The organism is Rhodoblastus sp. 17X3 (assembly GCF_030056575.1).
GTDB lineage: Bacteria > Pseudomonadota > Alphaproteobacteria > Rhizobiales > Beijerinckiaceae > Rhodoblastus.
On the sequence record NZ_JASHHX010000015.1, the window covers coordinates 12,850 to 39,114 of the forward strand.

23 protein-coding genes, 1 tRNA gene and 1 pseudogene are annotated in these 26,265 nt (G+C 64.7%); 20 read left to right on the forward strand and 5 right to left on the reverse strand.

All coding sequences use genetic code 11. From position 1 onward, the window contains the following. Positions 1 to 353 precede the first annotated feature (353 nt). Positions 354 to 671 (forward strand): EthD family reductase, encoded by a 318-nt coding sequence (locus QM467_RS13945; RefSeq protein WP_283366945.1) that lies wholly within the window; start codon positions 354 to 356, stop codon positions 669 to 671. 764 nt (positions 672 to 1,435) lie between these two features. After that, positions 1,436 to 2,122 carry an isocitrate lyase/PEP mutase family protein gene (locus QM467_RS13950; protein ID WP_283366946.1) on the forward strand — a complete coding sequence of 229 codons (687 nt, stop codon included), beginning with the start codon at positions 1,436 to 1,438 and terminating at the stop codon, positions 2,120 to 2,122. Between the two features lie 345 nt (positions 2,123 to 2,467). Here the strand turns inward: QM467_RS13950 and QM467_RS13955 are convergent, their stop codons facing one another. Next, positions 2,468 to 4,072, reverse strand: coding sequence for a site-specific integrase (locus QM467_RS13955; RefSeq protein WP_283366947.1), 1,605 nt, complete (start codon positions 4,070 to 4,072; stop codon positions 2,468 to 2,470). Positions 4,073 to 4,170: 98 nt separating this feature from the next. Beyond that, positions 4,171 to 4,260 (reverse strand) — tRNA-Ser (locus QM467_RS13960). A gap of 365 nt (positions 4,261 to 4,625) precedes the next feature. On the opposite strand from QM467_RS13960, the gene rplU reads away from it, so the two are divergent. The 8 genes from rplU to QM467_RS14000 all read left to right on the forward strand — a co-directional run bounded on the left by rplU (position 4,626) and on the right by QM467_RS14000 (position 10,865). Then, complete coding sequence (gene rplU / locus QM467_RS13965) at positions 4,626 to 4,937, forward strand: 50S ribosomal protein L21 (RefSeq protein WP_283366948.1); 312 nt, start codon at positions 4,626 to 4,628, stop codon at positions 4,935 to 4,937. A gap of 71 nt (positions 4,938 to 5,008) precedes the next feature. Beyond that, positions 5,009 to 5,281, forward strand: coding sequence for a 50S ribosomal protein L27 (rpmA, locus tag QM467_RS13970; protein ID WP_283366949.1), 273 nt, complete (start codon positions 5,009 to 5,011; stop codon positions 5,279 to 5,281). 213 nt (positions 5,282 to 5,494) lie between these two features. Beyond that, the gene (locus tag QM467_RS13975) at positions 5,495 to 6,103 is read left to right on the forward strand and encodes a GNAT family N-acetyltransferase (protein ID WP_283366950.1); all 609 of its coding nucleotides are present in this window, start codon (positions 5,495 to 5,497) and stop codon (positions 6,101 to 6,103) included. Between the two features lie 66 nt (positions 6,104 to 6,169). After that, positions 6,170 to 7,240 carry a GTPase ObgE gene (obgE, locus tag QM467_RS13980; RefSeq protein ID WP_283366951.1) on the forward strand — a complete coding sequence of 357 codons (1,071 nt, stop codon included), beginning with the start codon at positions 6,170 to 6,172 and terminating at the stop codon, positions 7,238 to 7,240. Between the two features lie 8 nt (positions 7,241 to 7,248). Further along, entirely contained in the window at positions 7,249 to 8,391 is a 1,143-nt protein-coding gene (proB, locus tag QM467_RS13985) for a glutamate 5-kinase (RefSeq protein ID WP_283366952.1), read from the forward strand. Positions 8,392 to 8,460: 69 nt separating this feature from the next. Further along, entirely contained in the window at positions 8,461 to 9,753 is a 1,293-nt protein-coding gene (locus QM467_RS13990) for a glutamate-5-semialdehyde dehydrogenase (RefSeq protein ID WP_283366953.1), read from the forward strand. Then, on the forward strand, positions 9,728 to 10,363 hold the full coding sequence (locus QM467_RS13995; protein ID WP_446737780.1) for a nicotinate-nucleotide adenylyltransferase: 636 nt from the start codon (positions 9,728 to 9,730) through the stop codon (positions 10,361 to 10,363). The genes QM467_RS13990 and QM467_RS13995 overlap by 26 nt, the downstream gene beginning before the upstream one ends. Positions 10,364 to 10,460: 97 nt before the next feature. Beyond that, positions 10,461 to 10,865, forward strand: a complete 405-nt coding sequence (locus QM467_RS14000) for a hypothetical protein (protein ID WP_283366955.1) — start codon at positions 10,461 to 10,463, stop codon at positions 10,863 to 10,865. Between the two features lie 25 nt (positions 10,866 to 10,890). Here QM467_RS14000 and QM467_RS14005 read toward each other — a convergent pair whose 3' ends face one another. Continuing rightward, on the reverse strand, positions 10,891 to 11,670 hold the full coding sequence (locus tag QM467_RS14005; RefSeq protein WP_283366956.1) for a trypsin-like serine peptidase: 780 nt from the start codon (positions 11,668 to 11,670) through the stop codon (positions 10,891 to 10,893). 233 nt (positions 11,671 to 11,903) lie between these two features. Here QM467_RS14005 and rsfS point away from each other — a divergent pair, with 233 nt between their 5' ends. From rsfS to QM467_RS14040, 7 genes are all read left to right on the forward strand, one after another. Continuing rightward, on the forward strand, positions 11,904 to 12,236 hold the full coding sequence (rsfS, locus tag QM467_RS14010; RefSeq protein ID WP_283366957.1) for a ribosome silencing factor: 333 nt from the start codon (positions 11,904 to 11,906) through the stop codon (positions 12,234 to 12,236). Between the two features lie 13 nt (positions 12,237 to 12,249). Further along, complete coding sequence (gene rlmH / locus QM467_RS14015; protein ID WP_283366958.1) at positions 12,250 to 12,732, forward strand: 23S rRNA (pseudouridine(1915)-N(3))-methyltransferase RlmH; 483 nt, start codon at positions 12,250 to 12,252, stop codon at positions 12,730 to 12,732. A gap of 85 nt (positions 12,733 to 12,817) precedes the next feature. Beyond that, positions 12,818 to 14,164: a sensor histidine kinase gene (locus QM467_RS14020; protein WP_283366959.1), complete on the forward strand. Its 1,347-nt coding sequence runs from the start codon at positions 12,818 to 12,820 to the stop codon at positions 14,162 to 14,164. Between the two features lie 92 nt (positions 14,165 to 14,256). Then, positions 14,257 to 15,627 carry a murein hydrolase activator EnvC family protein gene (locus tag QM467_RS14025; RefSeq protein ID WP_283366960.1) on the forward strand — a complete coding sequence of 457 codons (1,371 nt, stop codon included), beginning with the start codon at positions 14,257 to 14,259 and terminating at the stop codon, positions 15,625 to 15,627. Next, the gene (locus QM467_RS14030; RefSeq protein ID WP_283366961.1) at positions 15,627 to 17,120 is read left to right on the forward strand and encodes a S41 family peptidase; all 1,494 of its coding nucleotides are present in this window, start codon (positions 15,627 to 15,629) and stop codon (positions 17,118 to 17,120) included. Before QM467_RS14025 ends, QM467_RS14030 begins: the two co-directional genes overlap by 1 nt. 209 nt (positions 17,121 to 17,329) lie before the next feature. Continuing rightward, complete coding sequence (locus QM467_RS14035; protein WP_283366962.1) at positions 17,330 to 18,523, forward strand: divergent polysaccharide deacetylase family protein; 1,194 nt, start codon at positions 17,330 to 17,332, stop codon at positions 18,521 to 18,523. A 7-nt stretch (positions 18,524 to 18,530) separates the two neighbouring features. Further along, positions 18,531 to 19,028 (forward strand): RNA pyrophosphohydrolase, encoded by a 498-nt coding sequence (locus QM467_RS14040; RefSeq protein WP_283366963.1) that lies wholly within the window; start codon positions 18,531 to 18,533, stop codon positions 19,026 to 19,028. A 30-nt stretch (positions 19,029 to 19,058) separates the two neighbouring features. Here the strand turns inward: QM467_RS14040 and QM467_RS14045 are convergent, their stop codons facing one another. Together QM467_RS14045 and rpsU are read right to left on the reverse strand one after the other, a co-directional pair. After that, a complete protein-coding gene (locus QM467_RS14045; protein ID WP_283366964.1) occupies positions 19,059 to 19,898 on the reverse strand; it encodes a tetratricopeptide repeat protein in 840 nt (279 codons plus the stop codon). A 331-nt stretch (positions 19,899 to 20,229) separates the two neighbouring features. Beyond that, positions 20,230 to 20,451, reverse strand: a pseudogene (gene rpsU / locus QM467_RS14050) (30S ribosomal protein S21); the annotation flags it as partial. A 348-nt stretch (positions 20,452 to 20,799) separates the two neighbouring features. Here rpsU and QM467_RS14055 point away from each other — a divergent pair. From QM467_RS14055 to QM467_RS14065, 3 genes are read left to right on the forward strand one after another with little or no spacing between them, the layout of a single operon-like run. Beyond that, positions 20,800 to 23,034: a peptidase domain-containing ABC transporter gene (locus QM467_RS14055; protein WP_283366965.1), complete on the forward strand. Its 2,235-nt coding sequence runs from the start codon at positions 20,800 to 20,802 to the stop codon at positions 23,032 to 23,034. After that, positions 23,024 to 24,373: an HlyD family type I secretion periplasmic adaptor subunit gene (locus tag QM467_RS14060; RefSeq protein WP_283366966.1), complete on the forward strand. Its 1,350-nt coding sequence runs from the start codon at positions 23,024 to 23,026 to the stop codon at positions 24,371 to 24,373. The genes QM467_RS14055 and QM467_RS14060 overlap by 11 nt, the downstream gene beginning before the upstream one ends. Next, positions 24,370 to 26,265 (forward strand): tetratricopeptide repeat protein, encoded by a 1,896-nt coding sequence (locus QM467_RS14065; RefSeq protein ID WP_283366967.1) that lies wholly within the window; start codon positions 24,370 to 24,372, stop codon positions 26,263 to 26,265. The genes QM467_RS14060 and QM467_RS14065 overlap by 4 nt, the downstream gene beginning before the upstream one ends.

Consider the following 26,265-nt stretch of genomic DNA (forward strand, 5'->3'; position numbering starts at 1 on the left):
GCCGCTTTCCGCCCGTCAGGGACCGTGCAGCTTGAACTCAACAGGCCGCTGGCTTGATGTGCTGGATGCAGCACGGTTATTGCGGTTGGACCGCCATTTTGACGGCGATCGAGTAGGGAGGGCTGGTTGCGGAGGGATGACCATGTCCCGGCTCCGGCCGTATCAGCGCGCGGTTGCCGAAAGCTGATGTCGGCAACGGGTCGACAGCGCGGTATCGAACCTGAGCGAACGCAAGCGGGTGCCAGAACAATCAATGGCCGGCGCGGCCGCAGTCAAATAAGGTAACCCTCATTATCCTCATTGCGATCGCCGGCGCGGGATGGCCCGCGAGGCGCCAGACCAAGGAGCAAGCCATGATCAAAGTGAGCGTTATGTATCCCAACGCCCCCGGCGCCCGTTTCGATCATGCGTATTATCGCGACAGGCATATGCCGCTCGTGAAAGCTAGGATGGGCGACAGCTGCCTCTATTACACAGTCGACAAAGGCCTTGCCGGCGGAGCCCCGGGCGCTCCCGCAACCTATGTCGCGATGTGCCATATCTTCTGCGACACAGTCGAGGCGTTTCAGGCTGGCTTTGGGCCTCACGCCGAAGAGATCATGGCGGACATCCCGAACTACACCGACCTGACCCCGATCATCCAGATCAGCGAAGCCGTCGTGCGGAAGTAGGTTTCGCTTATTCCAGCATCGGCCGCATGCGTGCTTTCGGAGTGCTATCCGGCCTTTTTCGTCCGTTCCGCCTTGGGCGGCTTCCCGCCCGACGGGTACCATCGGGCTGGAGGATCAGGGGAGCTAACCCATTGCGGGCGGGAACACGACTAGGCTGAGATGGGATGCGGCGGCGAGGGCGGCATGGCCCAACTCGCTCAACCAGCGATCAATAGCCCGAATTGCGCGCCGCTAAGTCAATGCTACGATGTGGATTAATTCAGCTTCTTCCTTGGCTGAATGAACGCAGAGAATGCCCGCCACGGATGAACTGGCGGGCGTTTTTTCCTTCTAAGGGAGACTGCGTTGATAATCCGACGTTCACGCCGATCGGCCATTCTGTGAGTTTGCACCCGTCGGCGACGGACATCCTGTTCAAGGGCTTGTTGGGTACATGAGTGTCGCGAAGAAGTTGGGGCTAATCGCGGCTGGTTACTGCCTAGCCGTCGTCGGCGGCGTCGGCGCTGTCGCAGTCAATGAATCTTTCATCCCTGATGACATCCAGCAGAGCTCAGTGAGAAACCTGGGTCAGTTCCTTGCGGACATCAACAGCCGTGGGTTCAGGCGCGTGAGACGGCACCGTCTTCTCGGCCTGATCGGACGAAGGCCGCGCGCGCGGTGAAGAACGCCGCTGTGGCGGCGAAGGCTCTCGGCTGACCACCTGCCGCCGGCGGCGTGCTTTGTCGCGTACCGCGCAATTGTCGGTGGGGTCTGGATTGTGCTTTATGGGCCTGACCGATATCGCTGACCACACCGCGCGTATCCGCGACGCCGTGAGCGTGCCGCTGATCGTCGACGCCGACACGGGTTTCGGCAATGCGCTCAATGTCTATCATACGGTCCGCACGCTGGAGCGCGCGGGCGCCGATTGCATCCAGCTGGAAGATCAGGTTTCGCCGAAACGCTGCGGCCATTTTTCTGGTAAGGACGTGATCCCGACCGACGAGGCGGTCAAGAAGATCAAGGCGGCGGTCGACGCTCGCCGCGATGAGGACCTTCTGATCATGGCGCGCACCGACGCGGCCGCCGTGCAAGGCTTCGAAGCCGCCATCGAGCGCGCCGAGAAATTCGCCGAGGCTGGCGCCGACATTCTTTTCGTCGAGGCCGTCACCACCGCCGACGAGATCCGCGCGCTGCCGAAACGCCTGTTCAGACCCCAGCTGATAAATATGGTCATCGGCGGCAGGACTCCGATTTTCAATGCAGCCGAACTCGGCGAGCTCGGCTATGGCATCGTGCTCTACGCCAATGCCGCCCTGCAGGGCGCGGTGGCGGGGATGCAAAAGGCGCTCGCGGTCTTGCGAGACGAAAAGGAAGTCAAAGACTCGAGCGGACTGGTCACGCCCTTCGCCGAACGCCAACGCCTCGTCGGCAAACCGGAATGGGACGCGCTTGAAAAGAAATACAGCTGAATTGATATTGGGTTCTTAGCACCTCATCTCAGAGCCATCATGCCCTAGCCAGACGGTCGCTTTCGGGTCGACAGCGGGATTTCGTCTGTCGATGAACAGCTTGAGGGCAGGGGGCGAGACTAGGCTCGAGCGCCTTGATCGACTGTCGCCAGCTGTGTAACACTCATCTGTCTCCGGCGTCTGCGACGCCAAGGATTCCGGGCGTTTCGACAGCTCCGAATCTCAGCTGGGTATCCTCCCACCCCAGCCAGATGCGTGAATCCGGCGATCGTTTGATAGGTCGGATCTCGGACGGGGCGAAGCCTATTATTCTGCGTAATCATGCCGTCAAGGATTCGGACGAGGTCAACCCAGGTTGAGTCTTCCCCAATTGAGTCTCGCGACGGTCGGCGCGAGGGTTTCGACCACGAAGCCATCTCCATATTTGCGCCCTTCGCTTTTTCCCGCGTGGCCGGTGAGGGCGTCATGAACTTCCTCGTTGATCCCCGAATTCCGGCACAGGTCCTTGTACCAATGCCGGAACGAATGATTTGGCGAGACGCGCTTGTCCTTGATGCCGAGGTTTACGCGAACGATGCGGCAAACACGCTTGGACGCGGTACCGCCACGATGGCCATAGGTGTCCGGCTTCATGTCGGGAAACAAAGGCTCGCCAGGCTTCTTGCCGGCGACGAATTTCATGAAGCCCTCCGCGATGAGGAATTCCGGAATCGGCACCGTACGTCGTGAGGACTCCGTTTTCACGCTCTTGTCCTCGCCGTCGATATTCTCTTCTTCCTCGTCGTCGTCGTCGTCGAAAAGGTCGGTGATCTCGATGCACGCAATGTTTCGGATCATTTTGACGTCGTCGCGGTTGATCTGCGCGGCCTCGTTGACCCTAACGCCCATGGTCGCTTCGATCCAGGGGATCCAGCGTGCGCCGCCTTTCTTGGAGCGCGCGGTGAGAAGGATCAGCTTGACCTCCTCATCGGTATAGGACCGTTTTTTCTTCGTGTTTTTCTTCTTGATGAGCAGCCGCACCTTGGCGAATGGGTTGACGGCGATCTTATGGTTCTCGAGGGCCCACCCGAACAGGGCCTTCAAGGCATGGATATCGTTGAGGACGGATTTTGGGCTGTTTCCTTCCTCGAGCCGCTTGGCCTTCCATTTCGAGGCGTCCTCTGGCGTCGCGGAGCCAAGGTCCCGACCATTCAGGTATTTTTCAAATTTGCGCAGCTTCTGGGTGAAGGTGTCGACCGTCTTTGGGACAGGTTTGCGTTCGTTCTTCCAGCCATTGATCAGTGACTCGAGCGTCAGAGGCTCGTAGGAAATCCCGTTCGGGGACGCGGCGACCGATGAAGTTGGGTTCTCTGGCTCGCTGGGCGTTTCGACGATCTTGCCGGCGTGGCGGTCCTTCCAAAGCTGGATACATTCCGCCCGCGTGTGCAGGAAGCCGATCGCAACGCGTTCATAGGCCCTGGAGGAGGGGTCAAGGCGAAGACCGCGCGCTCCCAGATAGGCGTCCATCGTGTCCCGATTGGCTGGGGACAGGGCGCGGCCGCGCGCTATCCCATCGGCCGCGAATTGTTCGATGTCCTGGAGGACCTCGGTGAGGAGGTCATATTGATGGTCGGGCAAACCATTGTCCTGGCCGCCAAGCCCGCGAAGCCGGATTTGTTCGTCCGACCAGAGGAGATGCCTGCGATAGCCAGCAAGGATCGCGGCGATCTCGGCCTCGCTGAGTTCGGCGCGCGTCTGGGGTTGTGGCGATTTGGCCGATAGCTGGGCCTCAGCCTTGGCGAATTCGCGCTCCCAGAACAGGGCGCGTTCGGCGGCCTTGCGCCGCGCGATCTTGGGGTCGCGCTCGCCGAGGCTTTCGCGAATGACCTTTTGGCCCAAGATCGCCTGAATCTTGGCTGGCACGCGCCGCCTGAAATAATAGACGGCGCCACGGCGCACGATATTGCTCACGAGACTCATGTCCGAAACACACCACTGGGTCACAGTTGAGGCCGCAAACCAGCTGTCTTTCCAGCAGTTTAAGGAAAATCAAAGTCTCGAGGCAAGGGTGGCGGAGAGGGAGGGATTCGAACCCCCGATACGGTTGCCCGTATGCCGCATTTCGAGTGCGGTGCATTCGACCACTCTGCCACCTCTCCAATCCAAGGTGTGTCGGAGGGCAGGCGCCCATCCGGTGGTGAGGCGGCGCAATAACATGGCCCCGCGCGAACGCGCAAGCGCCTTTGTGCGGAATGCGCAATTTCATGTCGCGCCCCGCGCGAGCGTAATAGCGGCTTGACTTTGCGCCTTGCGCGGCATAGAAAACCCAACGGTTTGTCGTGGCCTCCGCCGCGGCATTTGCGTTTTTCAGCCCTGCCATTTCCGGCCTGGCCGATCTTCGCCCGCAAGCCGGACCCCGGCTGGCCGTCATCGCGCGGCGCGCAAGGGTCCATCCCTGCTGGTTCAGCTGCAAAGAAGCCGGTCGCGCGCGAGCGCAGAGCCGGATCGAACACGAGGAAGAACGATGTTCGCAGTCATTAAAACCGGCGGCAAGCAGTATCGCGTCGCCGCCGATGAAAAGATTACCGTCATGTCCCTCGCCGGCGAAGCCGGCTCCGAGGTGATTTTCTCCGACGTTCTCCTGGTGGAGAAGGACGGCGCCGCTCAGGTTGGCGCGCCTTTCATCGCCGGCGCCTCCGTCAAGGGCGAGATCGTCGAACAGGCTCGCGGCCCGAAGGTCATTTCCTTCAAGAAGCGCCGCCGCAAGAATTCGAAGCGCAAGCGCGGCCACCGTCAGGACCTGACGGTCGTGCGCATCACCGAAGTGGTCGCCTGATCGGCTCGCGCTTCACCCATTGACGCAGGGCCGTGTAAAAGTCGGTCGTAGAAAAGTTTCGGAGCGGAAAAATGGCTCACAAAAAGGCTGGCGGTTCATCCCGCAACGGGCGCGACTCGGAAGGTCGGCGCCTTGGCGTGAAAAAGTTCGGCGGCGAGAATGTCGTGGCCGGCAACATCATCGTGCGTCAGCGCGGCACCAAGTGGCATCCGGGCGCCAATGTCGGCATCGGCAAGGATCACACCCTGTTCGCCCTCGTAGCCGGCAAGGTGTTGTTCAAGACCCAAGGGCAGCGTTCCGTCATTACGGTTACGGAAGCCCCGGCGGCCCAGGCCGCGGAATAACGAGGTCGCGAATTCTCGGGACCTCCAAGGCGAAAGCCCCCAGGATGGTCCCGAAGTCGTGGCCCCGACATGCGGTCGGAAGGCAGCGAGACGACAAAAGGACACGTTCCAGCGCGAAGAAGGTCGCATTCTTCCGCCAGGATCGCATCCGGAGCCCAATGCTCAAGGGGGAACGGCGCCGTTTCCCCTTTTTGCTTTGACCGGAGCCTTTTCATGTTTCCAGATATCGCACGCGACGACGTTTTCCGTCTCGAAACGCGGCGGCTGTGGCTGCGCTGGCCGCGCCAGTCCGACGCGCCGGCCCTTTCCGTTCTAGCGAGCGAATGGGATGTGGCGCGGGCGACCGCGATGATCCCGCATCCCTATCGACCCGAGGACGCCGACCGCTTCATCTTGGCGGCGCGCGCCGCCAACGCCCGCGGCGCGGCCTTGCGCTTCGGCCTGACGCTCAAGTCCTTTCCGCGCAAGTTCGTCGGCATGATCGGCGTCGAGCCGGATGAGGCTGGCCCGCGGCTCGGCTTCTGGCTGGGGCGGCCCTTTTGGGGAAGCGGCTTGATGAGTGAAGCCGTCGAGGCGACGAGCGACGTGTTTTTCCGGTTGACGGAGGGCGACGAACTCGCCGCTTTCATCCTGCCGGAAAACGCCGCCTCGCGCGCCGTGCTGGAAAAAGCCGGTTTCGTCGACGAGGGCCGGATCGAAGCCGGGCCGGGCCGCCATTCTGACAGCCCGGTCGCGCGGCTGGTTCTGCGACGGCGCGATTGGCAGGGGTTTGCGGGCCCCGGCTTGCGGCCCGGGCTCGCCTCCGCTAGAGCCTTGTCTTAAAACGCAGGGCGCGAAAAAGACATTTGCGGCCCGCGCCCTTCCGGCGCGGGCGAGCCGGATTGACCCATGAAATTTCTCGACCAGACGAAAATCTATGTGCGCTCCGGCGATGGCGGCGCTGGCTGCGTCTCGTTCCGGCGCGAAAAATTCATCGAATTCGGCGGGCCGGACGGCGGCGACGGCGGGCGTGGCGGCGACGTCGTGGCGGAATGCGTCGAAGGGCTGAACACACTGATCGACTTCCGCTACCAGCAGCATTTCAAGGCCAAGACCGGCATGCACGGCATGGGCAAGAACCGTGCGGGCGGACGCGGCGCGGACGCCGTGCTGAAAGTGCCGGAAGGCACGCAGATCTTCGAGGAGGACGGCGAGACGCTGATCGCCGATCTCACCGAGATCGGCCAACGCGTGGTGATCTGCAAGGGCGGCAATGGCGGCTTTGGCAATCTCCACTTCACCACCTCGACCAATCGCGCGCCGCGCCGGGCCAATCCGGGGCAGGAGGGCGAGGAGCGCACGATCATCCTGCGCCTGAAGCTGATCGCGGACGGCGGCCTCGTCGGCCTCCCCAACGCCGGCAAGTCGACCTTTCTCGCAACGGTTTCCGCCGCGCGGCCCAAGATCGCGGATTATCCCTTCACCACGCTGCATCCCAATCTCGGCGTGGTCCATGTCGACGGCAAGGAATTCGTGCTGGCCGACATTCCCGGCCTGATCGAAGGCGCCCATGAGGGCCTTGGCCTCGGCGACCGGTTTTTGGGCCATGTCGAGCGCACCGGCGCGATCCTGCATCTGATCGACGCCACCTGCGAACATGCCGGCAAGGCCTATAAGATCGTGCGCGGGGAGCTTGAGGCCTATGGCCATGGGCTGGCGGAGAAGGAAGAAATTGTCGCCCTGTCCAAGGTGGACGCCGTCGACGTCGAGACGTTGAAGCAGCAGGTCGAGCGGCTGAAGCGCGCCATCCGCAGCGCTGGTCCCGCCTTGGCCGAAGGAGAGAAGCCGCGCCCGCCGTTCAAAATGTCCGCCATCGCGGGCGAGGGCGTGACGGATGTGCTGCGCGCCCTGTGGCGCATCATCGACGCGCGGCGTCGGGAGGAGGCGGCGAAGACGCCGCAAGAAGCATGGCGGCCGTGAGTTCCAGGATGGGCGAAATCATTCTTCCGAAACTCGATCAATTCCGCCGCATCGTCGTCAAGGTTGGCTCCTCGCTGCTGGTTGATCGCGCGCGCGGCGAAGTGAAACGCGACTGGCTGCACGGCCTCGCCGACGACCTCGCCGGTTTGCACCGTCGCGGCGCGGATGTGCTGGTGGTGTCCTCCGGCGCCGTCGCGCTGGGCCGCTCCGTCCTCGGGCTGCCGCCCGGCGCGCTGAAGCTGGAGGACAGCCAGGCTTCCGCCGCCGTCGGTCAGATCGCGCTCGCCCGCATCTGGGCTGAGGCGCTGGCTGAGCGCAAAATCGTCGCCGGGCAGATTCTCGTCACCTTCGGCGATACGGAAGAGCGCCGCCGCTATCTCAACGCCCGCGAAACGCTTGGCCGGCTCATGGCCATGCGCGCCGTGCCGGTCATCAACGAGAACGACACCGTGGCGACCAGCGAGATCCGCTATGGCGACAATGATCGCCTCGCCGCCCGCGTGGCGACCATGGCCTCGGCCGATCTCCTGATCTTGCTGTCGGACGTCGCCGGGCTTTATGATGCGCCGCCCGCGCAAGACCCCAATGCGCGGCTCATTCCGGTGGTGCCGCGCATTTCCGCCGAGATCGAGGCCATGGCCGGCGGCGCGGCCTCCGAACTGTCGCGCGGGGGCATGCAGACCAAGATCGAGGCGGCCAAGATCGCGACCGCCGGCGGCGCCCATATGGTGATCGCGGACGGCCAGCAGCCAAATCCGGTCGGGCGCATCGCGAGGGCTGAGCCCTGCACCTGGTTCCTGACGCCCTCCACACCGGTCACCGCGCGCAAAAAATGGATCGCCGGATCGCTGGCGCCCCAGGGGGTGCTGACCATCGATGACGGCGCGGCCCGCGCCATCGTCGCCGGCGCCAGCCTGCTTCCGGCGGGGGTGAAAAATGTCGAGGGCGATTTCTCGCGCGGCGATTGCGTGCTGATCCGCAACGCCCAGGGCGGCGAGATCGGTCGCGGGCTGGTCGGCTATGACGCCGGACACGCCGCACGGATCATCGGGCGCAATTCCCGCGCAATTGCGGGAATCCTCGGCATCGAGGGGCGGCTGGAAATGGTCCACCGCGACGATATGGCTCTGGCGGGCGACGCGCTCGCCTGACATTGGCGGCGACGCCGCCCTCTGATAGAAATCGCGATAGAAATCGCGGCTGCGATTGAGAGAACGGCGATGGAAAATCTGAAAATTGTCGAAGGCGAGGGCGGCGATCTCGACGTCCTGATGAATGCGATAGGCCGGAAGGCGCGCAAGGCCGCGCGGATTCTGGCGCTCGCGCCGCCGGAGCAGAAAAGCCTCGCCTTGCGCGCCGCAGCCACGATTTTGCGGGCGCGCGTGAAGGATCTGCTCGACGCCAATGCGCTCGACATGGCCAATGCGCGGACGAAAAATCTCGCGGCCTCCATGCTCGACCGGCTGATGCTCGACGACAAGCGCATCGCCGGCATGGCGCAGAGCCTCGACGACATCGCCGATCTGCCCGATCCGGTCGGCCGCGTGCTGGAGACATTCGAGCGCCCCAACGGGCTGCGCATCGCGCGGGTGGCCACGCCGCTCGGCGTTGTCGGCGTCATTTTTGAAAGCCGTCCCAATGTCACCGCCGACGCAGGCGCGCTTTGCCTGAAGGCCGGCAACGCCGCCATTCTGCGCGCGGGGTCGGAGAGCTTCCATTCCTCGCGGCTGATCCACGCCTGCCTTGTCGCGGGCCTGAAGGAAGCGGGCCTGCCGGAGGACGGCGTCGCCCTGATTCCCACGCGCGACCGCGCCGCAGTGGGCGCTATGCTCACCGGTCTGAATGGCGCCATTGACGTGATCGTGCCGCGCGGCGGCAAGAGCCTGGTGGCGCGGGTGCAGGCCGAGGCGCGCGTGCCGGTCTTCGCCCATCTCGAAGGCATCGTGCATGTCTATGTCGACGCCGAAGCCGATCTCGCCAAGGCGGAGAAGATCCTGCTCAACGCCAAGATGCGCCGCACCGGCATTTGCGGCGCGGCCGAGACCTTGCTGGTGGACTGCGCGGGCGCGGACCGCCTGCTGGCGCCGCTGGTGCGGCTGCTGCTCGACGCCAATTGCGAGGTGCGCGGCGACGAAGCGACCCGCAAGGTCGACGCGCGCGTAAAACCTGCGGCGGAAGAGGATTGGTCGACCGAATATCTCGAAGCCATCATCGCGGCGAAGCTGGTGGACGGCGTGCAGGGCGCCATCGACCATATCGAGACCTATGGCTCGCATCACACCGATTGCATCGTGACCGAGAACAAGGAAAAGGCCGAGAAATTCCTGCGCGAGGTGGATTCGGCCATCGTGATCCACAACGCCTCGACGCAATTCGCCGATGGCGGCGAATTCGGCTTCGGCGCCGAGATCGGCATCGCCACCGGGCGGATGCATGCGCGCGGGCCGGTCGGCGTGGCCCAGCTGACCTCGTTCAAATATGTCGTGCATGGCGAGGGGCAGACGCGGGCATGACTCCAGCCAAAATTCCGTGAGCGCGCCGCCTTTTGCGCGCGGCATGCGCATTGGACTGTTCGGCGGGTCGTTCAATCCGCCACATGCGGGCCATGCTCTGGTCTGCGCCATCGCGCTGCGCCGGCTGGGGCTGGATCGCATCTGGCTGATGGTGTCGCCCGGCAATCCGCTGAAATCGCGCGAGGGCCTGCCGCCGCTTGGCGAGCGAATGGCGCAAGCGCGAAAAATCATGCGTGATCCGCGCATCGTCGTCACGGATTTTGAAGCCGGAATCGGCGCGGCTTTTTCCTATCAGACCGTCGATTACCTGCGTCGCGCCTGTCCGGGCGTGCATTTCGTCTGGATCATGGGGGCGGATAATCTCGGCGCCTTTTTTCGCTGGCGGCGTTGGCGGGAAATCGCGCGAGCCATGCCCATTCTGGTCATTGACCGGCCCGGCTCGACCCATCGCGCCGTGCATGGTCTGGTGGGCGGCTGGTTCGCGCGTTACCGCCTGCCTGAATCGCAGGCGAAAACGCTCCCGCTGCGCCGCCCTCCGGCGCTGATCGTGCTGCATGGCCCGCGCTCGCCGTTGTCGTCAACGCAATTGCGGGCGAAGAAGCGCGGCTAGCTGATCCCGCGTCGTCATGGCGACATGTTTGTCGCCCCGATTTGGCCCGAGAGATGCTTGGGCGGCCAACGCAACCGCAATCGCAATGGGAGCGACAATGGCGCGCGTTTTGACTGCCTATCTCACGAAAGCCGACGTCCCGTCGCGCAAGGCGCTGCAAGGCGCGCTCGATCCGCTCGGCTTCAGGGTCGTCGTCGACGACGATTATGCGCCTTTGAAAAGCAAGGGCTATGTCCCCTGTGCGCTGGACGGCGAGGACGCCGGCTTCGACCTGCGCTTTCAGGAGGTCGAGGCCGAAACGCGTGCGAGATTCGCGCTTGGCGAGGATTCGGTCGCGATGGCCTTCCGCTGGGGCGGCGATCCGCGCGAGGAACTGGCCGCTCTGGCTGTGGCCGTGGCGCTCGCGCAGCAGTTCGGGGCGGTCGTCGAGGAGCCCACGGGGGCGGCGCTGTCCGTGGATGAATTGCTGGCGAAAGCACGCAAGGCCGCCAGTTCGCTTTAGCCCGGCTCGAGGCGCGCGAGGAAACTCATTTTGCGTTTGACAGTTCGGCCACGCGCGCCGCGAATTGCTTCGATGCGCAAGCGATTCCGAAGCGCTCGCTCGTGTCGATCCGCGTCGCCAACAAGGACATGATGCCGATGACGACCGGCGCGCCCGAGATTTCGGCGAGGATGGGCGAGCCGGAATAGCCGAGATTCAGCAGGCACTGGAACGTGAACGTCCCATCTTTCGGTCCGGCGGCGATGGCGCAGTTGCGATGGACGGAAGGGAGATAGGGGCGGTCCTTGCCATAGCCCGCCTGCAACGCCGTATTGGCCTTGGCGACCTCTTGAAACGCCTCGGCGCTCAACGCCTGAACGGCGACGGGCTTGATATCGAGCGGCTCCTGCAAAATGATCAACGCCCAGTCGTTGACCGCGGATTTTTCCGCCCGGACATAATCCGGCGAAACCTCGATCCGCGCGGCCGGGGAATGGGAGCCGGGGACGCCTCTGTTGAGCCCGGCCAGGAAATGCACATTGGCCGGCGGCGCCTGCTTGTCGTCGACATGGACGCAATGCGCGGCGGTCAGGACCAGTCGCGGTCCGACGAGAGTTCCGGTGCATTGCTGGAGACGGGCGATCCCCCAGGTGGTCATGACCGTTCCGATTGCCGAAAGCGGCCATTTCGACGGGTCGCCGATGTCGCCGTAGTGAGCCGGGCCGCCCGGATTCGGCGCCGGGGCGACTTGCGCCCGTCCGGGCGGGGCAAGGGCGAACAGCCAGGCCGCAAAAACGAGCATTTCAAACCGACGCCTGGCGATCATTACCGGCTCCCGCGCAACAGCCTGTCTCATCCTGCGCGGAAAACCGGGTTCACGCAGCCTGAATCGCGCCAAAGGTTGATTCTTCGCGCGCGCGGCTCCATTTTAAGCGTATGTAGCAAGCTCAGCGCAGCGAAGCGCAAGAAGCGAGGATTTTTCAACTGACCCGCAAAGAAATTTCAGGAGCTGAGCCGCAGCCGACAACCGGATTGGACCCGGCGGCTCTGGATCCGCAGATGCGCGCCGTTCTCACGGCGCTGGACGATCTCAAGGCCGAGGAGATCGTCTCGATCGACCTTGCCGGAAAGACCTCGATCGCCGACTGGATGATCGTCGCCACCGGGCGCTCGACCACGCAGGTCAGCGCTCTGGCCGACCGGGTCGTCAGGGCGCTCAAGGACGCCGGCGCGCCGACGCCTGCGGTCGAGGGCCTTCCCGCCTGCGACTGGGTGCTGATCGACGCCGGCGACCTCATCGTCCATCTGTTCCGCCCCGAGGTGCGCCAGTTCTACAATCTGGAAAAGATGTGGGGCGTCGACCGGCCGGGCGAGAAGCGGGCCGAGGCGTGAGCGTCTTTTCGCAATGAAATTGCTGCTGCTCGCAATCGGGCGCCTGAAGGCGGGCCCCGAGCGCGAACTCGTGGCGCGCTATGCCGACCGCTGCGTTGCGGGCGGCCGCAAGATCGGCTTCACCGGCTTTGAAATGCGCGAGATCGACGAGTCGCGCGCGCGCCGGCCGGAGGACCGCAAGGCGGAGGAGGCGGCCGCGCTCGCCGCCTCGCTGCCGCAGGGCGCGCGAAAAATCTGCCTCGACGAGCGCGGCAGGACCATGACCAGCGAGGAGTTTTCCCGCAAATTGGGCGAGTGGCGCGACGCGGGCGCGCCGGCTTGCGCCCTCGTCATCGGCGGGCCGGATGGGCTCGATCCCGCCTTTCGGGACAAGGCCGATCTGACCCTTGCCTTCGGCGCGATGACCTGGCCTCACCAAATCGTGCGCGCATTGGCGGCCGAACAGCTGTTTCGCGCATTGACCATTCTCTCCGGCCATCCCTATCATCGCGTGTAAGCCGTTCACGCGAAAGGCGTTACGAAAGCCAGCGGCCCTGTGCGAAGGGGCCTCCGAAAGAACTGGTCCGGAGCGAACCCGCTGCATGATGATGGATGACAGTTTTGAACTTGCCCCCTGCGGGCTGGCCGTGCTCGCGCCCGACGGGTCCTTCACGCGCGTCAATCGCGCCTTTCGCGATTGGACCGGCTATTCCGAAGCCGAATTGCTCGGCGGCAAGCGGTTCGCCGATCTGATCGACGGGGATGGAAAGTCCTTTTTTTCTGATCTCTCCGCCGCCCTGGCCCAATGCGAGGAAATCGCGGATGTTTTCCTGCTCTGGCGCGGCGCTTCGGGGCAGGCGCTCCCGGCCTATGTCCATTTCGCCTTGCGGCGCGGCGGCGTCGACGCGCCCGCGGCGATCCATCTCGCGGCGGCCCGCGGCGAGCGTCGCGCCCTTCAGGAGGCCGAACTTGAACGCGGCAAGCACGCGGCTGAACAATTGGCGGCGATTGTCGCCAATTCCGGCGACGCCATCGTCAGCGTCGACACGCGCGGCGCGGTGCTCAACGCCAATCGCGCCTTCAGCGAGATATTCCAATATGAGCCAGCGGAGATCGCCGGGGCGAACCTGGCCAATCTGATCGTGCCGGAGGAAGACCGCGCGCAATATGAAGAGAAGCTGCATGAGTCCTTTTCGGGACCGTCCAGGGCGCGAATCGTGCGGCGGCGGCGCAAGGACGGCGTCGGAATGGATTTCTCCCTTTCCACCGCGCCGATCCGCGATGAGAGCGGCGATGTGGCGGCCATTTCAATGATCTATCGCGACATCGCGCCGCTGACCCGCGCCGCGGAACATATCGAATTCCTGTTGCGCGAGGTCAATCACCGTTCCAAGAACCTGCTCGCCGTGGTGCAGGCCGTGGCCCGCCAGACGGCGCGGCTGTCGCCTTCGCCCGACGAATTCATCGAGAGCTTCATGGCGCGCCTCTCGGCGATCGGCTGCAGCCATGATCTTCTTGTTTCGCGCGACTGGCGCGGGGTCCAGATCGCCGACCTGACCCGCAACCAGTTTGGCCAACTCGACGACGAGGCGCGCGAGCGGATCGCAGTGTCCGGCGATTTCGTGGAAATCAATCCGCGCGCGGCGGAATCCTACGGCCTCGCGCTGCATGAGCTTTCGACCAACGCCGTCAAGCATGGCGCGCTTTCGGCGCCCGGCGGCAGCGTCGAACTTCGCTTCAGCCTCGATCGCGACGGCAAGTTCTATACGCTGACCTGGCGCGAGCGCGGCGGACCCGCCGTGCGGGCGCCGGCGCGCTCCGGCTTTGGCGGAACCGTGCTCACCCGCATGGCGCCGCTGGCGATCCAGGGCGAAAGCGTGCTGGACTTCACGCCGGAGGGCCTGAGATATCGTCTTTCCGCGCCTCTTGCGGAAATTGTGATGGGCTGAAGCCTCAGGCGGCTGGAAGTCGCGCGCCGATCTCCCCCTGCGGGGGAATTCCGGGTTAAACTCGCCGGAATGATTCGGCCGAAAGCGGGGCGATGGCGGGAGCAAATGGCAGGCGGCGCGCGCGGGCGGCGGGACGGATCTCATCCGCCCTTGCTTTTGCCTGCGTCTGGCTGAGCCTGGCCGCGCCCGCGCGCGCGGAGACTCCGACGCCGCCCGATCCCAAGGCCGCCGATCTCGAAGCGCGGCGCCAAGCCTATCAGGGCGTGCAGGACGTCCTCGCGCAATCCGAGGAGCAGCGCAAAAAAATCGAAACCGAGATCGCCTCCTTTCAGAACGACCGCGCCGCGCTCGCGGCGGCTCTGATGGACGCCCGCAAGAAGATCGACCTGTCCGAAGCCCGGGCGGCCGAGGCGCAGAGCCGCCTCGACACCCTCACCGGCAGCGAAGCCGCGATCCAGCGCTCGCTGACGAGCCGGCGCGAAGTGTTGATCGCGGTGCTCGCCGCCCTGCAGCGCATGGGCCGAAAGCCGCCGCCGGCCTTGCTCGCCCAGCCGGAAGACGTGCTGCGCGCGATCCGCGCCTCGATCATGCTCGGCGCCGTGCTGCCGCAATTGCGCTCGGAGACCGAGGCGCTCGCCAGCGATCTGCAGGACCTCATCGCCCTGCGCGCCTCAATCGCGGGCGAAAGGGCCGATCTCGCCCACGAGTTGGAGACGCGCCGCAATGAGCGGGCGCGGCTGGAGGCCCTGATCGACGCGCGGCAGAAGTCGATCGGCGCCGCGCAGGAGGCCCTGACCGCCGAGCGCGCCCGGTCCCAGGCGCTGGCGAGCCAGGCGGCCAGCCTCAAGGATCTGATCGCGCGCATGGAAGGCGAGCTGGAGTCCGCCCGCAACGCGGCGGATCAGGCCCGCAAGGCCGAGGAGGAGCGCGCCAGGCTGACCGAGGCGCAGGCCGCCGAGGCGAAGGCGCGCTTCGCCAACGCCCCCCAGCGCGATCCGGCGCGGCTGGCCCCGGCCATCGCCTTCTCAGACGCCAAGGGCATGCTGGCGCTGCCGGCGGCGGGCAGCGTCATCAAATATTTCGGAGCCCCGAGCGAATTTGGCGGCGTGGAGAGAGGACTTTCGCTTGCGACCCGTCCGCGCGCCATTGTTTCGGCGCCAAGCGATGGCTATATCGCCTTCAGCGGTCCGTGGCGGACCTATGGACAACTCTTGATCGTGAACGCCGGCGGCGGCTACTATGTGGTGCTGGCGGGATTGGCGCGAGTTGACGTGGCTGTCGGGCAGTTCGTTCTCGCGGGCGAACCCGTAGGGGTCATGGGCGACGGAACCGCAAAAACGGCGGCGTCGGTCGCAATTGGCGCCACGCAGCCGGTTCTTTATGTTGAGTTTCGCAAGGACGGGGCGGCGATCGACCCAGGTCCGTGGTGGTCGAAGTCGGATATGCAAAGGGTTCGCGGATAATGCGCAAAACATCGCTGGTACTGCTGGGCGTCGCCATTGGCGCTTCGGCCGTTGTCGTCGGGTCTCGCACCAATATTCCTGTCGGCGGCTCGGCGGTGGCTGCCGCGTCGGACGTCTATCGCAATCTCAACCTGTTCGGCGACGTCTTCGAAAAAGTCCGCAATGATTATGTCGAGAAGCCGGACGACAAGAAAATGGTCGAGGCGGCCGTCTCTGGCATGCTGACCTCGCTCGATCCGCATTCCAGCTATATGGACGCCAAGAGCTTCACCGACATGCAGGTGCAGACGCGCGGCGCCTTCGGCGGCCTCGGCATAGAGGTCATGCAGGAAGACGGCCTGGTCAAGGTCGTGGCGCCGATCGACGACACCCCGGCGGCCCGCGCCGGCGTCCTCTCGGGCGACCTCATCACCGCGATCGACGGCGAGAACGTTCAGGGCATGACCCTGAACCAGGCCGTGGACAAGATGCGCGGCGACGTCAACACCAATGTCAAGCTGACGGTGCTGCGCGGCCCCAAGAAGGAAAAACTCGACATCAACCTGACCCGCGCGGTCATCCAGATCAAGTCGGTGCGTTCGCATGTCGACCAGCCCGACATCGGCTATATCCGCATCACCCAGTTCACGGAACAGACCTTTGACGGCCTGAAGGACGCCATCGCGAAGATCCAGAAGGACATTCCAGCGGACAAGTTCAAGGGCTACGTGCTCGATCTGCGCAACAATCCGGGCGGCCTGCTCGACCAGTCCGTGGCGGTGGTCAACGCCTTCATCGATCATGGCGAGATCGTCTCGACGCGTGGCCGCAACGCCGACGAAACCCAGCGCTACAACGCGCGTCCGATGGATCTCTCCAAGGGCAAGCCGGTGGTCGTGCTGATCAATGGCGGCTCGGCCTCGGCCTCGGAAATCGTCGCCGGCGCCCTGCAGGACCACAAGCGCGCGACCCTGATCGGCACGCGCTCCTTCGGCAAGGGGTCGGTCCAGACCATCATTCCGCTCGGCCAGAACAATGGCGCGCTGCGCCTGACCACCGCGCGCTATTACACCCCCTCCGGCCGTTCGATCCAGGCCAAGGGCATCGAGCCCGACATCATCGTGCTCGAGGATGTGCCGGACGAGCTGAAGGGCAGGGACAAGACCGAGGGCGAAGCCTCGCTCAAGGGCCATCTCAAGAATGGCGAAGATGAGCAGCATGGCTCGCAGGCCTATGTCCCGGCCGACGAAACCAAGGACAAGGCGCTGCACGCGGCTTACGACCTGCTGCGCGGCGTGAAGACCGCCGATGCGCTGAAGGCCGAGACGGCCAAGGCCGAAGCCGACGCCAAGGCGGCCGCGGCGGACAAGAAGGAAGCCTCCAAGGCTGACACCGTGAAGTCCGACGCCGTCAAGATCGCGCCCAAGACAGACGCCAAGCCGGACGCGGACAAGCCCGACGCCGCACCGAAATCCGAGCCGGTTCTCAAGCCAGGCCCCGCCGACAGCAAGTGATGATCTGCCGGTAAGGGCGTTCGACTGGGGCAATTGCAAAGGGCCCGGACCGCGAACATGCGGCTCCGGGCCTTCTTGCGTCCGCCCTGGCCTGAAAATGTCGAAACAGGCGCGCGCCCCGCCGCGCGTTCCCGTGGTTGCAGCCATGCGAACTGGTGTAGTTTATGAGGCGGGGCTTTGGCGATTCGCGGCCCCTTTGCGAAAGCGCCATGCTCGACGATCTTGATCGCCCACTCGGACAGGACCGCGAACCGCCGCCTGAAAAAGGCGGGGGCAAGGTGTGGCTTGGCTTGCTCGCGGTCGCGCTGATCGCGGCGGGCGCCGGAGCGGCGCTGTTCGTCGGCAAGAGCCGGGCGCCGGGCGGGGAGCCGGAGGCCGTCGCGCCGATCCAGCCCGCGCCGCCCGCTCCACCCGTTCCCCCGCCGGCGCCGTCCGCGCCGCCGCCAGAGGCCAGGAACGACGGCGTCACCACCGCGCAGCAGGTGGAAATCGAAAGCGGCGTGAAGATTTTCCGCGGCAATAGCGGCGCGCCGGGCTCCCTCATCATTCAGGTGCCGGACGTCGCCGGTTCGTCGCCGCTGCCCCCCGCGCCCGATCGCCGCCTGGTCGAGAAGAGCCGGTTCGGCCTGTTGCCGCGACGCGGCAAGGATGGCGCGACGCCCGCCCAGGTCTATGCGCGTCCGCTGTCGCTGCAGCCGCCGATCAAGCAGGGCGCGCCGCGAGTCGCCATTTTGGTGGGCGGCATGGGCTTGAACGCGCCCGCCACCGACGAAGCCATCGGGCGCCTGCCCCCCGGCGTCAGCCTCGCCTTCGCGCCTTATGGCGATCAACTGGAGCGCCAGACGGCCGCCGCGCGCGACGCGGGACATGAGATTTTGCTGCAGACGCCGATGGAGCCCTTCGACGCCGCGGACTCGCCCGGGCCGCACGTTCTTCCGGCAAATGATGGCGTCCGCGCGCTGGACGACCTGCGCTGGCAAATGGGCCGCTTCGTCGGCTATATCGGTTTGGTCAATTTCCTCGGCGGAAAATTTACCGCCGATCGCGCCGCAACCCAGCTCCTGATGCGCGAACTCGCCGATCGCGGGCTCGATTTTGTCGATGACGGCTCGTCGCCGCAAAGCATCGCGGGCGAGGTCGCCGGCGCCAATGGCGTCGGCTTCGCCAAGGCCGATTTGCGTATTGACGCGTCAAAAAATCCGGAAGCCATTGACGCGGCCCTGTTCCGTCTGGAATCACTCGCGCGGCAACAGGGCGTCGCCATTGGATTCGCCGCCGGTCTGCCCGAGGCGAACGAGCGCATCGCGCGTTTCGCTTCGGATCTCGCGCGTCGCGGCGTCGCGCTGGTTCCTGTTTCCGCCGTTCTGGGCGCCGATGCGACGGCGCGTGCCGAAAAGAGGTGATTCGTTCATGGAGGCTTTCGCCTACCGGCCTTGCGTCGGCATCATGCTGCTCAATTCAGAAGGCCTGGTCTTCGTCGGGCGCCGCAAATCCAGGCGTTCGCCGGACGTCATCGACGCCGAACATGAGTGGCAAATGCCGCAGGGCGGCATTGACGAAGGCGAGGCGCCTTATCGCGCCGCCCTGCGCGAATTGCGTGAGGAAACCGGCGTGCGTAGCGTGAGCTTTCTGGCCGAGTCGCCCGACTGGCTGAGCTATGACCTGCCTGGGGACATCACCAAGAAGACCTGGAAGGGACGATTCCGCGGGCAGACCCAGAAATGGTTCGCCTTGCGCTTCACCGGCCAGGAATCCGAAATCAACATCCTGTCGCCCGAGGGCCACAAGCCAGAATTCGACGCCTGGCGCTGGGAGCGGATGGAGCGGCTGCCGGAACTGATCGTGCCGTTCAAGCGCAAGGTCTATGAGAGCGTTTGCACGCGTTTTTCGTCTTACGCAGGCGCCTGAGGCGACCGCCCGAGGGCTTGCGGCGGCTGCTCAGCCCTGAACGCGGCCGGTGCCGGACCGGGCGACCGCATCATCGGGATTGAGCGACAGGGCGCGCTGGTAATTTTCGTAGGCTTTCTTGCGGTCGCCCTGTTTTTCATAGGCGAGGCCGAGGCCGGACCAGGCCGCCGCGTTGCGGTTGTCCACATTCAGCGCGGCGTTGAAGTCCTCGATCGCCTTGTCCGGCTTGTTGAGCGCCAGCAGGCTTTGGCCGCGCGCCTGATAGGGCGCCGCCGCGAACGGGTCGCGGTCGATGGCGTTGTCGAAATCGGTGACCGCGCGCTGGTTGTTGCCCTGCTTCTGATAGATCAGGCCGCGCGCGTGGAAGGCCTGCGCGTTTTCCGGATTGAGGCGGATCGCCTGGTCGAGATCGCGCAGCGCGGGATCGAGCTGGCCCTGGGCGCGCTCTAGATTGGCGCGGCCCAGATAGGCCGGAGCGTGATTTGGGTTGGATTCGATGGCGTGGGTGAAATCCTGCATCGCCGCGTCATTGGCGCCGACCTGGCGTTCGGCGAGGGCCCGGTTGGTATAGGCCGAGGCATGGCGCGGATCGAGCTTGATCGCCTGCGAGAAATCCGCGATCGCGTCGTTGTAGCGCCCGATCTTCGCGAAAGCCACGCCGCGGGTGTTATAGGCTTCCGGATCGCCGGGATGCGCAGCGACGACGCCGTTGAGCGAGGCTATATTGGCTTCGAGCGCCTTCGGATCGGCTGACGAGATCTCGGCATATCCGGGGCCGCGCGCGCCGCCGGGAACCGATTCGCAGCCGGCCAGAGGCGCGGCGAGAATCCCGAGCGCCGCGAAAATCAGATAATTGCGATGGCCCGCCATGTCGATCCCAATCGGCTTTGCGTCTTTGGTCCAGTCGGTCCCCCCGACGAGGCGTCCAGGCTGGCGAAAGCCGCGGCGCGGGAACGGGCGAGGCGCAAACTAGCCTCGCGTGGTGTATAAATTGTTACCCCAATCCGGCATGGCCGGCGAGGGGACGACGCGTTTCGGAAAAACCCTCATCGCCCTTCGCGGGGAGGCGAAGAGCGTCAAATCACGGGGTCCGAACTGCGCGGATGGCCGGAGACCCGGCGAATCGGCGCGCGGCCGGCTTCTTGTCAGCGCGCGGCGGGCTTTTTATCAGCGAGCCGCGGGCTTTCTATCAGCGAGCCGCGGGCTTGGCCTTCATCGGAAGCAAGCCTTCGCGCTGCATCTTCTTGCGGGCCAGCTTGCGGGCGCGGCGCACGGCCTCGGCCTGCTCGCGGGCGCGCTTTTCGGAGGGCTTTTCGTAATGACCGCGCAGCTTCATTTCGCGGAAAATACCCTCGCGCTGCATCTTCTTCTTGAGCGCCTTGAGGGCCTGATCGACATTGTTGTCGCGAACGAGAACTTGCACGCTTGCTTCCTGTTTTCGAAAGGCCGCCCGTCGCCGCGCCTTGGGCGCCAGGACAGAATAGCCGCTTGGGAAAAGTCTTCCATGCGCTGACGGAGCGCCGGACCGTTGGGGTTGCGATAACAGAAACGCCCCCCCCTGTCCAGACGCTTCGCGCCGTCAGAGCCAAAGCGGGGGCGCGGACCGGCCGCGCTCTGGAAAATTCGGCCGCCTCGACTGGCGGTCGAAAAGCTCTCGTCGCGCCCGCGGGAAAAGCAAAAGGGAATATCGCCGTTTCACGCTTGTAGCGGCCGGACTTGTGGTAGAATGCGTTACGCTGGTAAGCATTGCGCGTATTTTTTAGAGAACCCCATGACTCAGTTGAAAGCGCCCGCCATCGCCGCGTCGAAGCCCGCCGACGCCTCCGCTTTGGAGTGCCTGACGATCGTCGGCGCCATGCATGGCCTGCAGTTGACGGTTCCGCAACTCGTCCAGGACAGCGCTCTGCCCAGTACGGACGTCGATTATGCGAAACTGGTTCACTGCGCGCGCCATGCCGGCCTGAAAGCCAAGGCGCTCAAGCTTGACTGGGAGGGCTTGACCCACCTGGGTTCTGCGCTGCCCGCTATCGTTCGCCTCAAGGGCGGCAACAGCCTCGTGCTGCTTTCTGTCAATTCCGAAGACGAGCGGACGCCTCTGAGCGTGACCTTGCGCGACCCGAACGCCGCCGCCGACGCGCTGCTCGTGATCGACTGGCTGCAATTCCAGGAAGCCTGGTCGGGCGATATCGTGCTCGCGCGCCGGAGTTACGAACTTGCGGACGAAGAGCAGCCATTCGGCCTCGGCCTGATCGGAACCTTGATCTTCCGCGAGAGGCGGTTGGTCCGGGATATCGTGATTTGCGCGCTGATCCTGAGCCTCTTCGCCCTCGCGCCGATCGTGTTCTGGCGGCTGCTGACGGACAAGGTATTGTTCTACAAGGGCTTCAGCACTTTTGCGGTTCTCTGTATCGGCATGGGCGTCATCGTCGTCTTCGAGACGATATTCGCCTATCTGCGAAGCTATCTCATGCTTTACCTGACATCGCGCGTAGACGTGCGCTTGTCGGAATATATCTTCGACAATCTGCTGAAACTGCCGATCGACTATTTCGAGCGCACCCAGATTGGCCAGACCATGCACGACGTGCAGGAGCTCTGGAAGATCCGCGATTTCATGGCGGGCCAATTGTTTGGAACCGTGCTGGACTCGCTCGTCCTGCTGTTCTTCCTGCCCGTCATGTTCGCCTTCAGCCCGCTGATGACCTTTATCGTGCTGGGATTCTGCGGCCTGATCGTTCTCTGGCTGCTCGCCATGCTGCCCTCGATCCGGCGCGCGAGCAATGACGTCGTCCGCGAGCAGACGGCCCGCGGCGCCTTCATGTATCAAAGCCTCGCCGGCATCCGCACGGTGAAATCGCTCTCGCTCGAAAGCCGCCAGCGGCAAATGTGGGATGTGCATGTCGGGCGCGTGGCCAAGGTTCAGGACCGCGCCGGATGGCTGGTGTCCGTGGTTCAGACCGGCGTGCGTCCGCTGGAGCGCCTCGCCGTGACGGGGTCCTTCGCCGTCGGCGTCTATGTGGCGCTGACCAGCACCGACGCCTATTTCGCTGGCGCGCTGTTCGCCTTTCTGATGCTGTCGCAGCGCGTGTCCGGCCCGCTGATGGAATTGGCGAAGCTCATCAATCAATATGACGATGTCCGCATCGCCGTCGAAGTCGTCCGCCAGCTTGTGAATCAGCCCAAGGAAGAGGGACACGGCGAACGCGGCGTCCGCAAGCAGCTGGAGGGCAAGGTCGAATTCAGCAATGTGCGGTTCACCTATCAGGGCGCCATCACGCCGGCGCTGGACGGCGTTTCCTTCGAGGTTCCCGTTGGCGCGACGATTGGCGTCGTCGGGCGAAGCGGCTCCGGCAAGACGACAGTGACGCGCCTGCTGCAGCGGCTGCATTCCGATTACGAAGGACTCATCAAGGTCGATGGCGTCGATGTTCGCGAATATAATATCGCCCATCTGCGCCGCAGCCTCGGCGTGGTGCTGCAGGAAAACTTCCTGTTCAGCGGGACGATTCGCGAGAATATCTCGGCCGCCAAGGCCAACGCGACCTTTGATGAGGTCGTCCGCGCGGCGCGTCTGGCGGGCGCCGAGGAATTCATCGATCGCCTGCCGCGCGGCTATGACACCTATATTTATGAAGGCTCGCCGAACCTCTCGGGCGGCCAGAAACAGCGGCTGGCCATCGCCCGTGCGCTGATTCTCGATCCGCGCATCCTGATTCTCGACGAGGCGACCAGCGCGCTCGATCCGGACAGCGAGGCGATCGTGACCGCCAATATCAAGAAGATTGCGAAGGGCCGCACGGTGATCGCCATTTCCCATCGGCTTTCCTCGCTGGTCAATTCGGACGCGATCCTGGTGCTGGAGCGTGGCAAGTTCCTCGACATGGGAACCCACCGCGAACTGCTCAATCGATGCGAAATCTATGCCGGGCTGTGGCGTCAGCAGAACGGCCATATCGAGGCCGCGCATTCGATGACTTCCGTGAAGGGAACGCGCGGTGTCAGCTAAATCCTCCAGCCAGTCCGTCATCCGCAGCTTCCAGTCGGACATTGCCGCGATCCGGGAGGCGCCGGAACCGCGTTCGACCCAGATCACGGTGCAGGCCCTGACGGCGCTCGTGCTCATCGCCTGCCTGCTGCTCTGGGTCTGCAAGGTCGATCGCGTCATCGCCAGCATGGGTGGCGAAATCCAGCTGACGAGTCCGGCGCAGGTGTATCAGGCGCTCGATCAATCCATCATCAAGAGCATCGACGTCCGTGAGGGCATGCGCGTCTCCAAGGGGCAGGTCCTGGCGACGCTCGATTCGACTTTCGCCGCCGCCGACGCCACGCAGCTTCGGCAGCAGGTCGCCAGCCTCAACGCCCAGATCCAGCGCGAGGACGCGGAACTCTCCGGCCGCGCGCCGGCGTTCGCGGATACGGGCGATGTGGATCAGCGCCATTACAACGAGTTGCAGCGCAAGCTCTATCTGGATCGCGACGCCCAGTACAAGGCGCAAATCAAGAGCTTCGACGAGCAGATCAAGCAGACCGAGGCGGCGATCGTCAAGACGCGGAACGATATCGCCCGCTATGGCGAGCGCTCCAAGATCGCTGGGAAAGTCGAGGACATGCGGTCGCAATTGCTGGCCAAGGGCGCTGGCTCGCTGCTCAACCAGCTGTCCTCGAAAGACCAGAACATCGAAATGCAGCGCACCGTGGAGAACCTCCAGAACGGCCTGAACGAAGCGATCGCCCAGGTCGCGGCGCTCAAGGCCAATCGGGACGCCTTCGCGCAGCAATGGCGGGCGACGATCAGTCAGGATCTGGTGACGTCGCAGAATACGCGCGACACGGCGCTGGCCCAGCTCGACAAGGCGCAGAAACGTCAGGACCTGGTCCAGATTGCCGCGCTCGACGATTCGATCATTCTGTCGCTCGCCAAATTATCGGTCGGCTCAGTTCTGCAGCCGAGCGAGAAGCTCATCACCGCCATGCCGATCAATGGCAAGATCGTCGCGGAGGTGAAAATTTCGACGCGCGATATCGGCTTCGTGCGCGTGGGCGATCCGACGGTGCTCAAGGTCGACGCCTTCGGGTTCGTCGAGCACGGCACGGCGACGGGCACGGTCAAGTGGATCAGCGAGAACGCCTTCTGGGTCAATGAGCAGACGAGCCAGCCGCAGGAACCCTTCTACAAGGTCGGAATCAGCATCGATTCCCTGAATTTCGTCGGCGTTCCGGAAAACTTCCGCCTCGTTCCGGGCATGACTCTCACCGCAGACATCAAGGTCGGCCGCCGCTCTGCGGGCGCCTATCTGATGGAGGGTCTGATCCGGGGCTGGAGCGAATCGATGCGCGAGCCATGATCCAGCCGTCGCGCCTCATTCCCGAACGCGCGCGTACAGCCGTCGTCGCGCTCTCGCTTCCCTGGCTCAAGTCGCGCGCGACGCGGGCTTTCGACAACAAATCCTTCCACAAGGCGCTCCGCATCTGGCTGATGGGCGCGCGCGCGGGGGACCGCGAAAGCGCTTTCCGGATCGGCTATATTTACGAGAATGCGCTGGGCGTGCACTGGAACGCGGTCGAAGCGGCGTCCTGGTACCTTCGCGCCGCCGAGGCGGGGCATGTCGAGTCGCAATTCCGGCTGGGCCGCATCCTGTTGAACGGCGCCTCCAATGACATGGCCGAAAAATGGAAGCGCACCTTTCGCGATCCGGCCGCCGCGGCGGCGGTGTCGCGCGATCTCCTGGCGCGCGCCTCGCACCTTGAAGCCGATCCCGCCGCAGCAGTCGCCTGGCTGGAGCGGGCGGCGTCGGGCGGGGCCACGGAGGCTTTCGAGGTTCTGGGCGTCGTTTTCCTGGAAGGCCACGGCGTCGAAAAGGACCTCGACCGTGCGCGCGACTGGTTCGAGCGCGCAGCCGCCGAGGGTTCGGCCACTGCGCAGTTCAATCTGGGCGACATCTATTACCGCGGGCTCGGCGTCCCGACGGACCTTTCGCTTGGCGCCGATTTTTATGAGCACGCGGCTCTGGCGGGCCATGTCGCCGCCCAGATCGCCGTGGCGACCATTTACACCTCCGGCCAGGGCCGCAACGTCGATCCCGAATATGCCGCCTATTACATGGGCCGCGCGGCGGATGCAGGCGATCCCTACGCCTCGCTGATGTTCGGGCGCATGTGCCTCAATGGCGAGGGCCTTCCGGTCGATCTCGATCGCGCCGAGACGCATCTGCGCCGCGCGGCAAAGGCGGACAGCCTGCCCGCCATTCTCGCCCTTGCGGCATTTTACAGCCAGGGCGGGGCGGTCGTTCCCGATTTGCGCGAGGCGGCGACATGGTTCCGCCGCGCCGCGGAGCTTGGCGACGTCCAGGCTCAATTCACCATCGGCCGTTTCGCCGCGGAAGGAATCGGCATGCCCGCCAGCCTCGCCGAGGCGGCGCGCTGGTTCCTGCTGGCCGCCGAACAGGGCCATCCGATCGCCGCGCATAATATCGCAAGTTTCCTGAGCGGCGGCGCCGGCGTCGGGGCGGATCTGGGCGAGGCGCAGCGCTGGTATCGGTTCGCGGCGGAGAATGGCGTTCAGGAGGCCAAGGTCAGACTTGCGGGCCTGCATCTGAGCGGCGCCATGGGCGAGCCGGACGTCGGGCAGGCTGTGGATCTGTTGCGCGAGGCGTCCGACGCCGGCGATCGCAATGCGAAAACCCAGCTGGCGCTGATCTATCTGTCCGGCAACCACGGCAAGCGCGATCCGGCCAGGGCGGAGAAGCTGTTGCTCGACGCCGCGCGCGCCGGCAATGCGGATGCGGCGCTGCAGCTTGGACATTATTATTCGGGGCGGTTGGAGCCCGGCGTGACGCGACCGGCGGATGCGGTGAAATATTATCTGATGGCGGCGGAAGGCGGAAATTCCATGGCCCAGCATCAGGTCGGCGTCCTCATGTCCGGTGAAACCGCGTCCGACGCCCAGTTGGCGGAAGCGGTGAAATGGTTCCGCCGCGCCGCCGAAGCCGGCTATGCGCCCGCCCAGTTCCAGCTTGGGGTCATGTTGTGCACGGGCCGGGGCGCGGCCAAAGATCTTGAGGAAGCGGCGCGCTGGTATGAGCGCGCCGCCGAAAGCCGCCACCAGCTCGCGATGTATAATCTCGGCGTCATGCTGTTCAAGGGCATGGGCGTCGAGGCCGATCCGGCCCGCGGCAACGAGCTGATCAAGGATTCCGGCATCGGCGCCGCCGCAGAAGGAAAAGGCCCCGCCGCCTGA

What these genes read in the sequence shown, in the direction of transcription:
- QM467_RS14000 (WP_283366955.1), top strand. Translation starts at nt 10,461, where the DNA reads ATGGCGCGCGTTTTGACTGCCTATCTCACGAAAGCCGACGTCCCGTCG.
- rplU (WP_283366948.1), top strand. Translation starts at nt 4,626, where the DNA reads ATGTTCGCAGTCATTAAAACCGGCGGCAAGCAGTATCGCGTCGCCGCC.
- QM467_RS14005 (WP_283366956.1), bottom strand. Translation starts at nt 11,670, where the DNA reads ATGATCGCCAGGCGTCGGTTTGAAATGCTCGTTTTTGCGGCCTGGCTG.
- QM467_RS14025 (WP_283366960.1), top strand. Translation starts at nt 14,257, where the DNA reads ATGGCGGGAGCAAATGGCAGGCGGCGCGCGCGGGCGGCGGGACGGATC.
- rsfS (WP_283366957.1), top strand. Translation starts at nt 11,904, where the DNA reads ATGCGCGCCGTTCTCACGGCGCTGGACGATCTCAAGGCCGAGGAGATC.
- rpmA (WP_283366949.1), top strand. Translation starts at nt 5,009, where the DNA reads ATGGCTCACAAAAAGGCTGGCGGTTCATCCCGCAACGGGCGCGACTCG.
- proB (WP_283366952.1), top strand. Translation starts at nt 7,249, where the DNA reads ATGGGCGAAATCATTCTTCCGAAACTCGATCAATTCCGCCGCATCGTC.
- QM467_RS13975 (WP_283366950.1), top strand. Translation starts at nt 5,495, where the DNA reads ATGTTTCCAGATATCGCACGCGACGACGTTTTCCGTCTCGAAACGCGG.
- rlmH (WP_283366958.1), top strand. Translation starts at nt 12,250, where the DNA reads ATGAAATTGCTGCTGCTCGCAATCGGGCGCCTGAAGGCGGGCCCCGAG.
- QM467_RS13990 (WP_283366953.1), top strand. Translation starts at nt 8,461, where the DNA reads ATGGAAAATCTGAAAATTGTCGAAGGCGAGGGCGGCGATCTCGACGTC.
- QM467_RS14040 (WP_283366963.1), top strand. Translation starts at nt 18,531, where the DNA reads ATGGAGGCTTTCGCCTACCGGCCTTGCGTCGGCATCATGCTGCTCAAT.
- QM467_RS13995 (WP_446737780.1), top strand. Translation starts at nt 9,728, where the DNA reads ATGGCGAGGGGCAGACGCGGGCATGACTCCAGCCAAAATTCCGTGAGC.
- obgE (WP_283366951.1), top strand. Translation starts at nt 6,170, where the DNA reads ATGAAATTTCTCGACCAGACGAAAATCTATGTGCGCTCCGGCGATGGC.
- QM467_RS14065 (WP_283366967.1), top strand. Translation starts at nt 24,370, where the DNA reads ATGATCCAGCCGTCGCGCCTCATTCCCGAACGCGCGCGTACAGCCGTC.
- QM467_RS14020 (WP_283366959.1), top strand. Translation starts at nt 12,818, where the DNA reads ATGATGATGGATGACAGTTTTGAACTTGCCCCCTGCGGGCTGGCCGTG.
- QM467_RS13945 (WP_283366945.1), top strand. Translation starts at nt 354, where the DNA reads ATGATCAAAGTGAGCGTTATGTATCCCAACGCCCCCGGCGCCCGTTTC.
- QM467_RS14055 (WP_283366965.1), top strand. Translation starts at nt 20,800, where the DNA reads ATGACTCAGTTGAAAGCGCCCGCCATCGCCGCGTCGAAGCCCGCCGAC.
- QM467_RS14035 (WP_283366962.1), top strand. Translation starts at nt 17,330, where the DNA reads ATGCTCGACGATCTTGATCGCCCACTCGGACAGGACCGCGAACCGCCG.
- QM467_RS14030 (WP_283366961.1), top strand. Translation starts at nt 15,627, where the DNA reads ATGCGCAAAACATCGCTGGTACTGCTGGGCGTCGCCATTGGCGCTTCG.
- QM467_RS14045 (WP_283366964.1), bottom strand. Translation starts at nt 19,898, where the DNA reads ATGGCGGGCCATCGCAATTATCTGATTTTCGCGGCGCTCGGGATTCTC.
- QM467_RS13950 (WP_283366946.1), top strand. Translation starts at nt 1,436, where the DNA reads ATGGGCCTGACCGATATCGCTGACCACACCGCGCGTATCCGCGACGCC.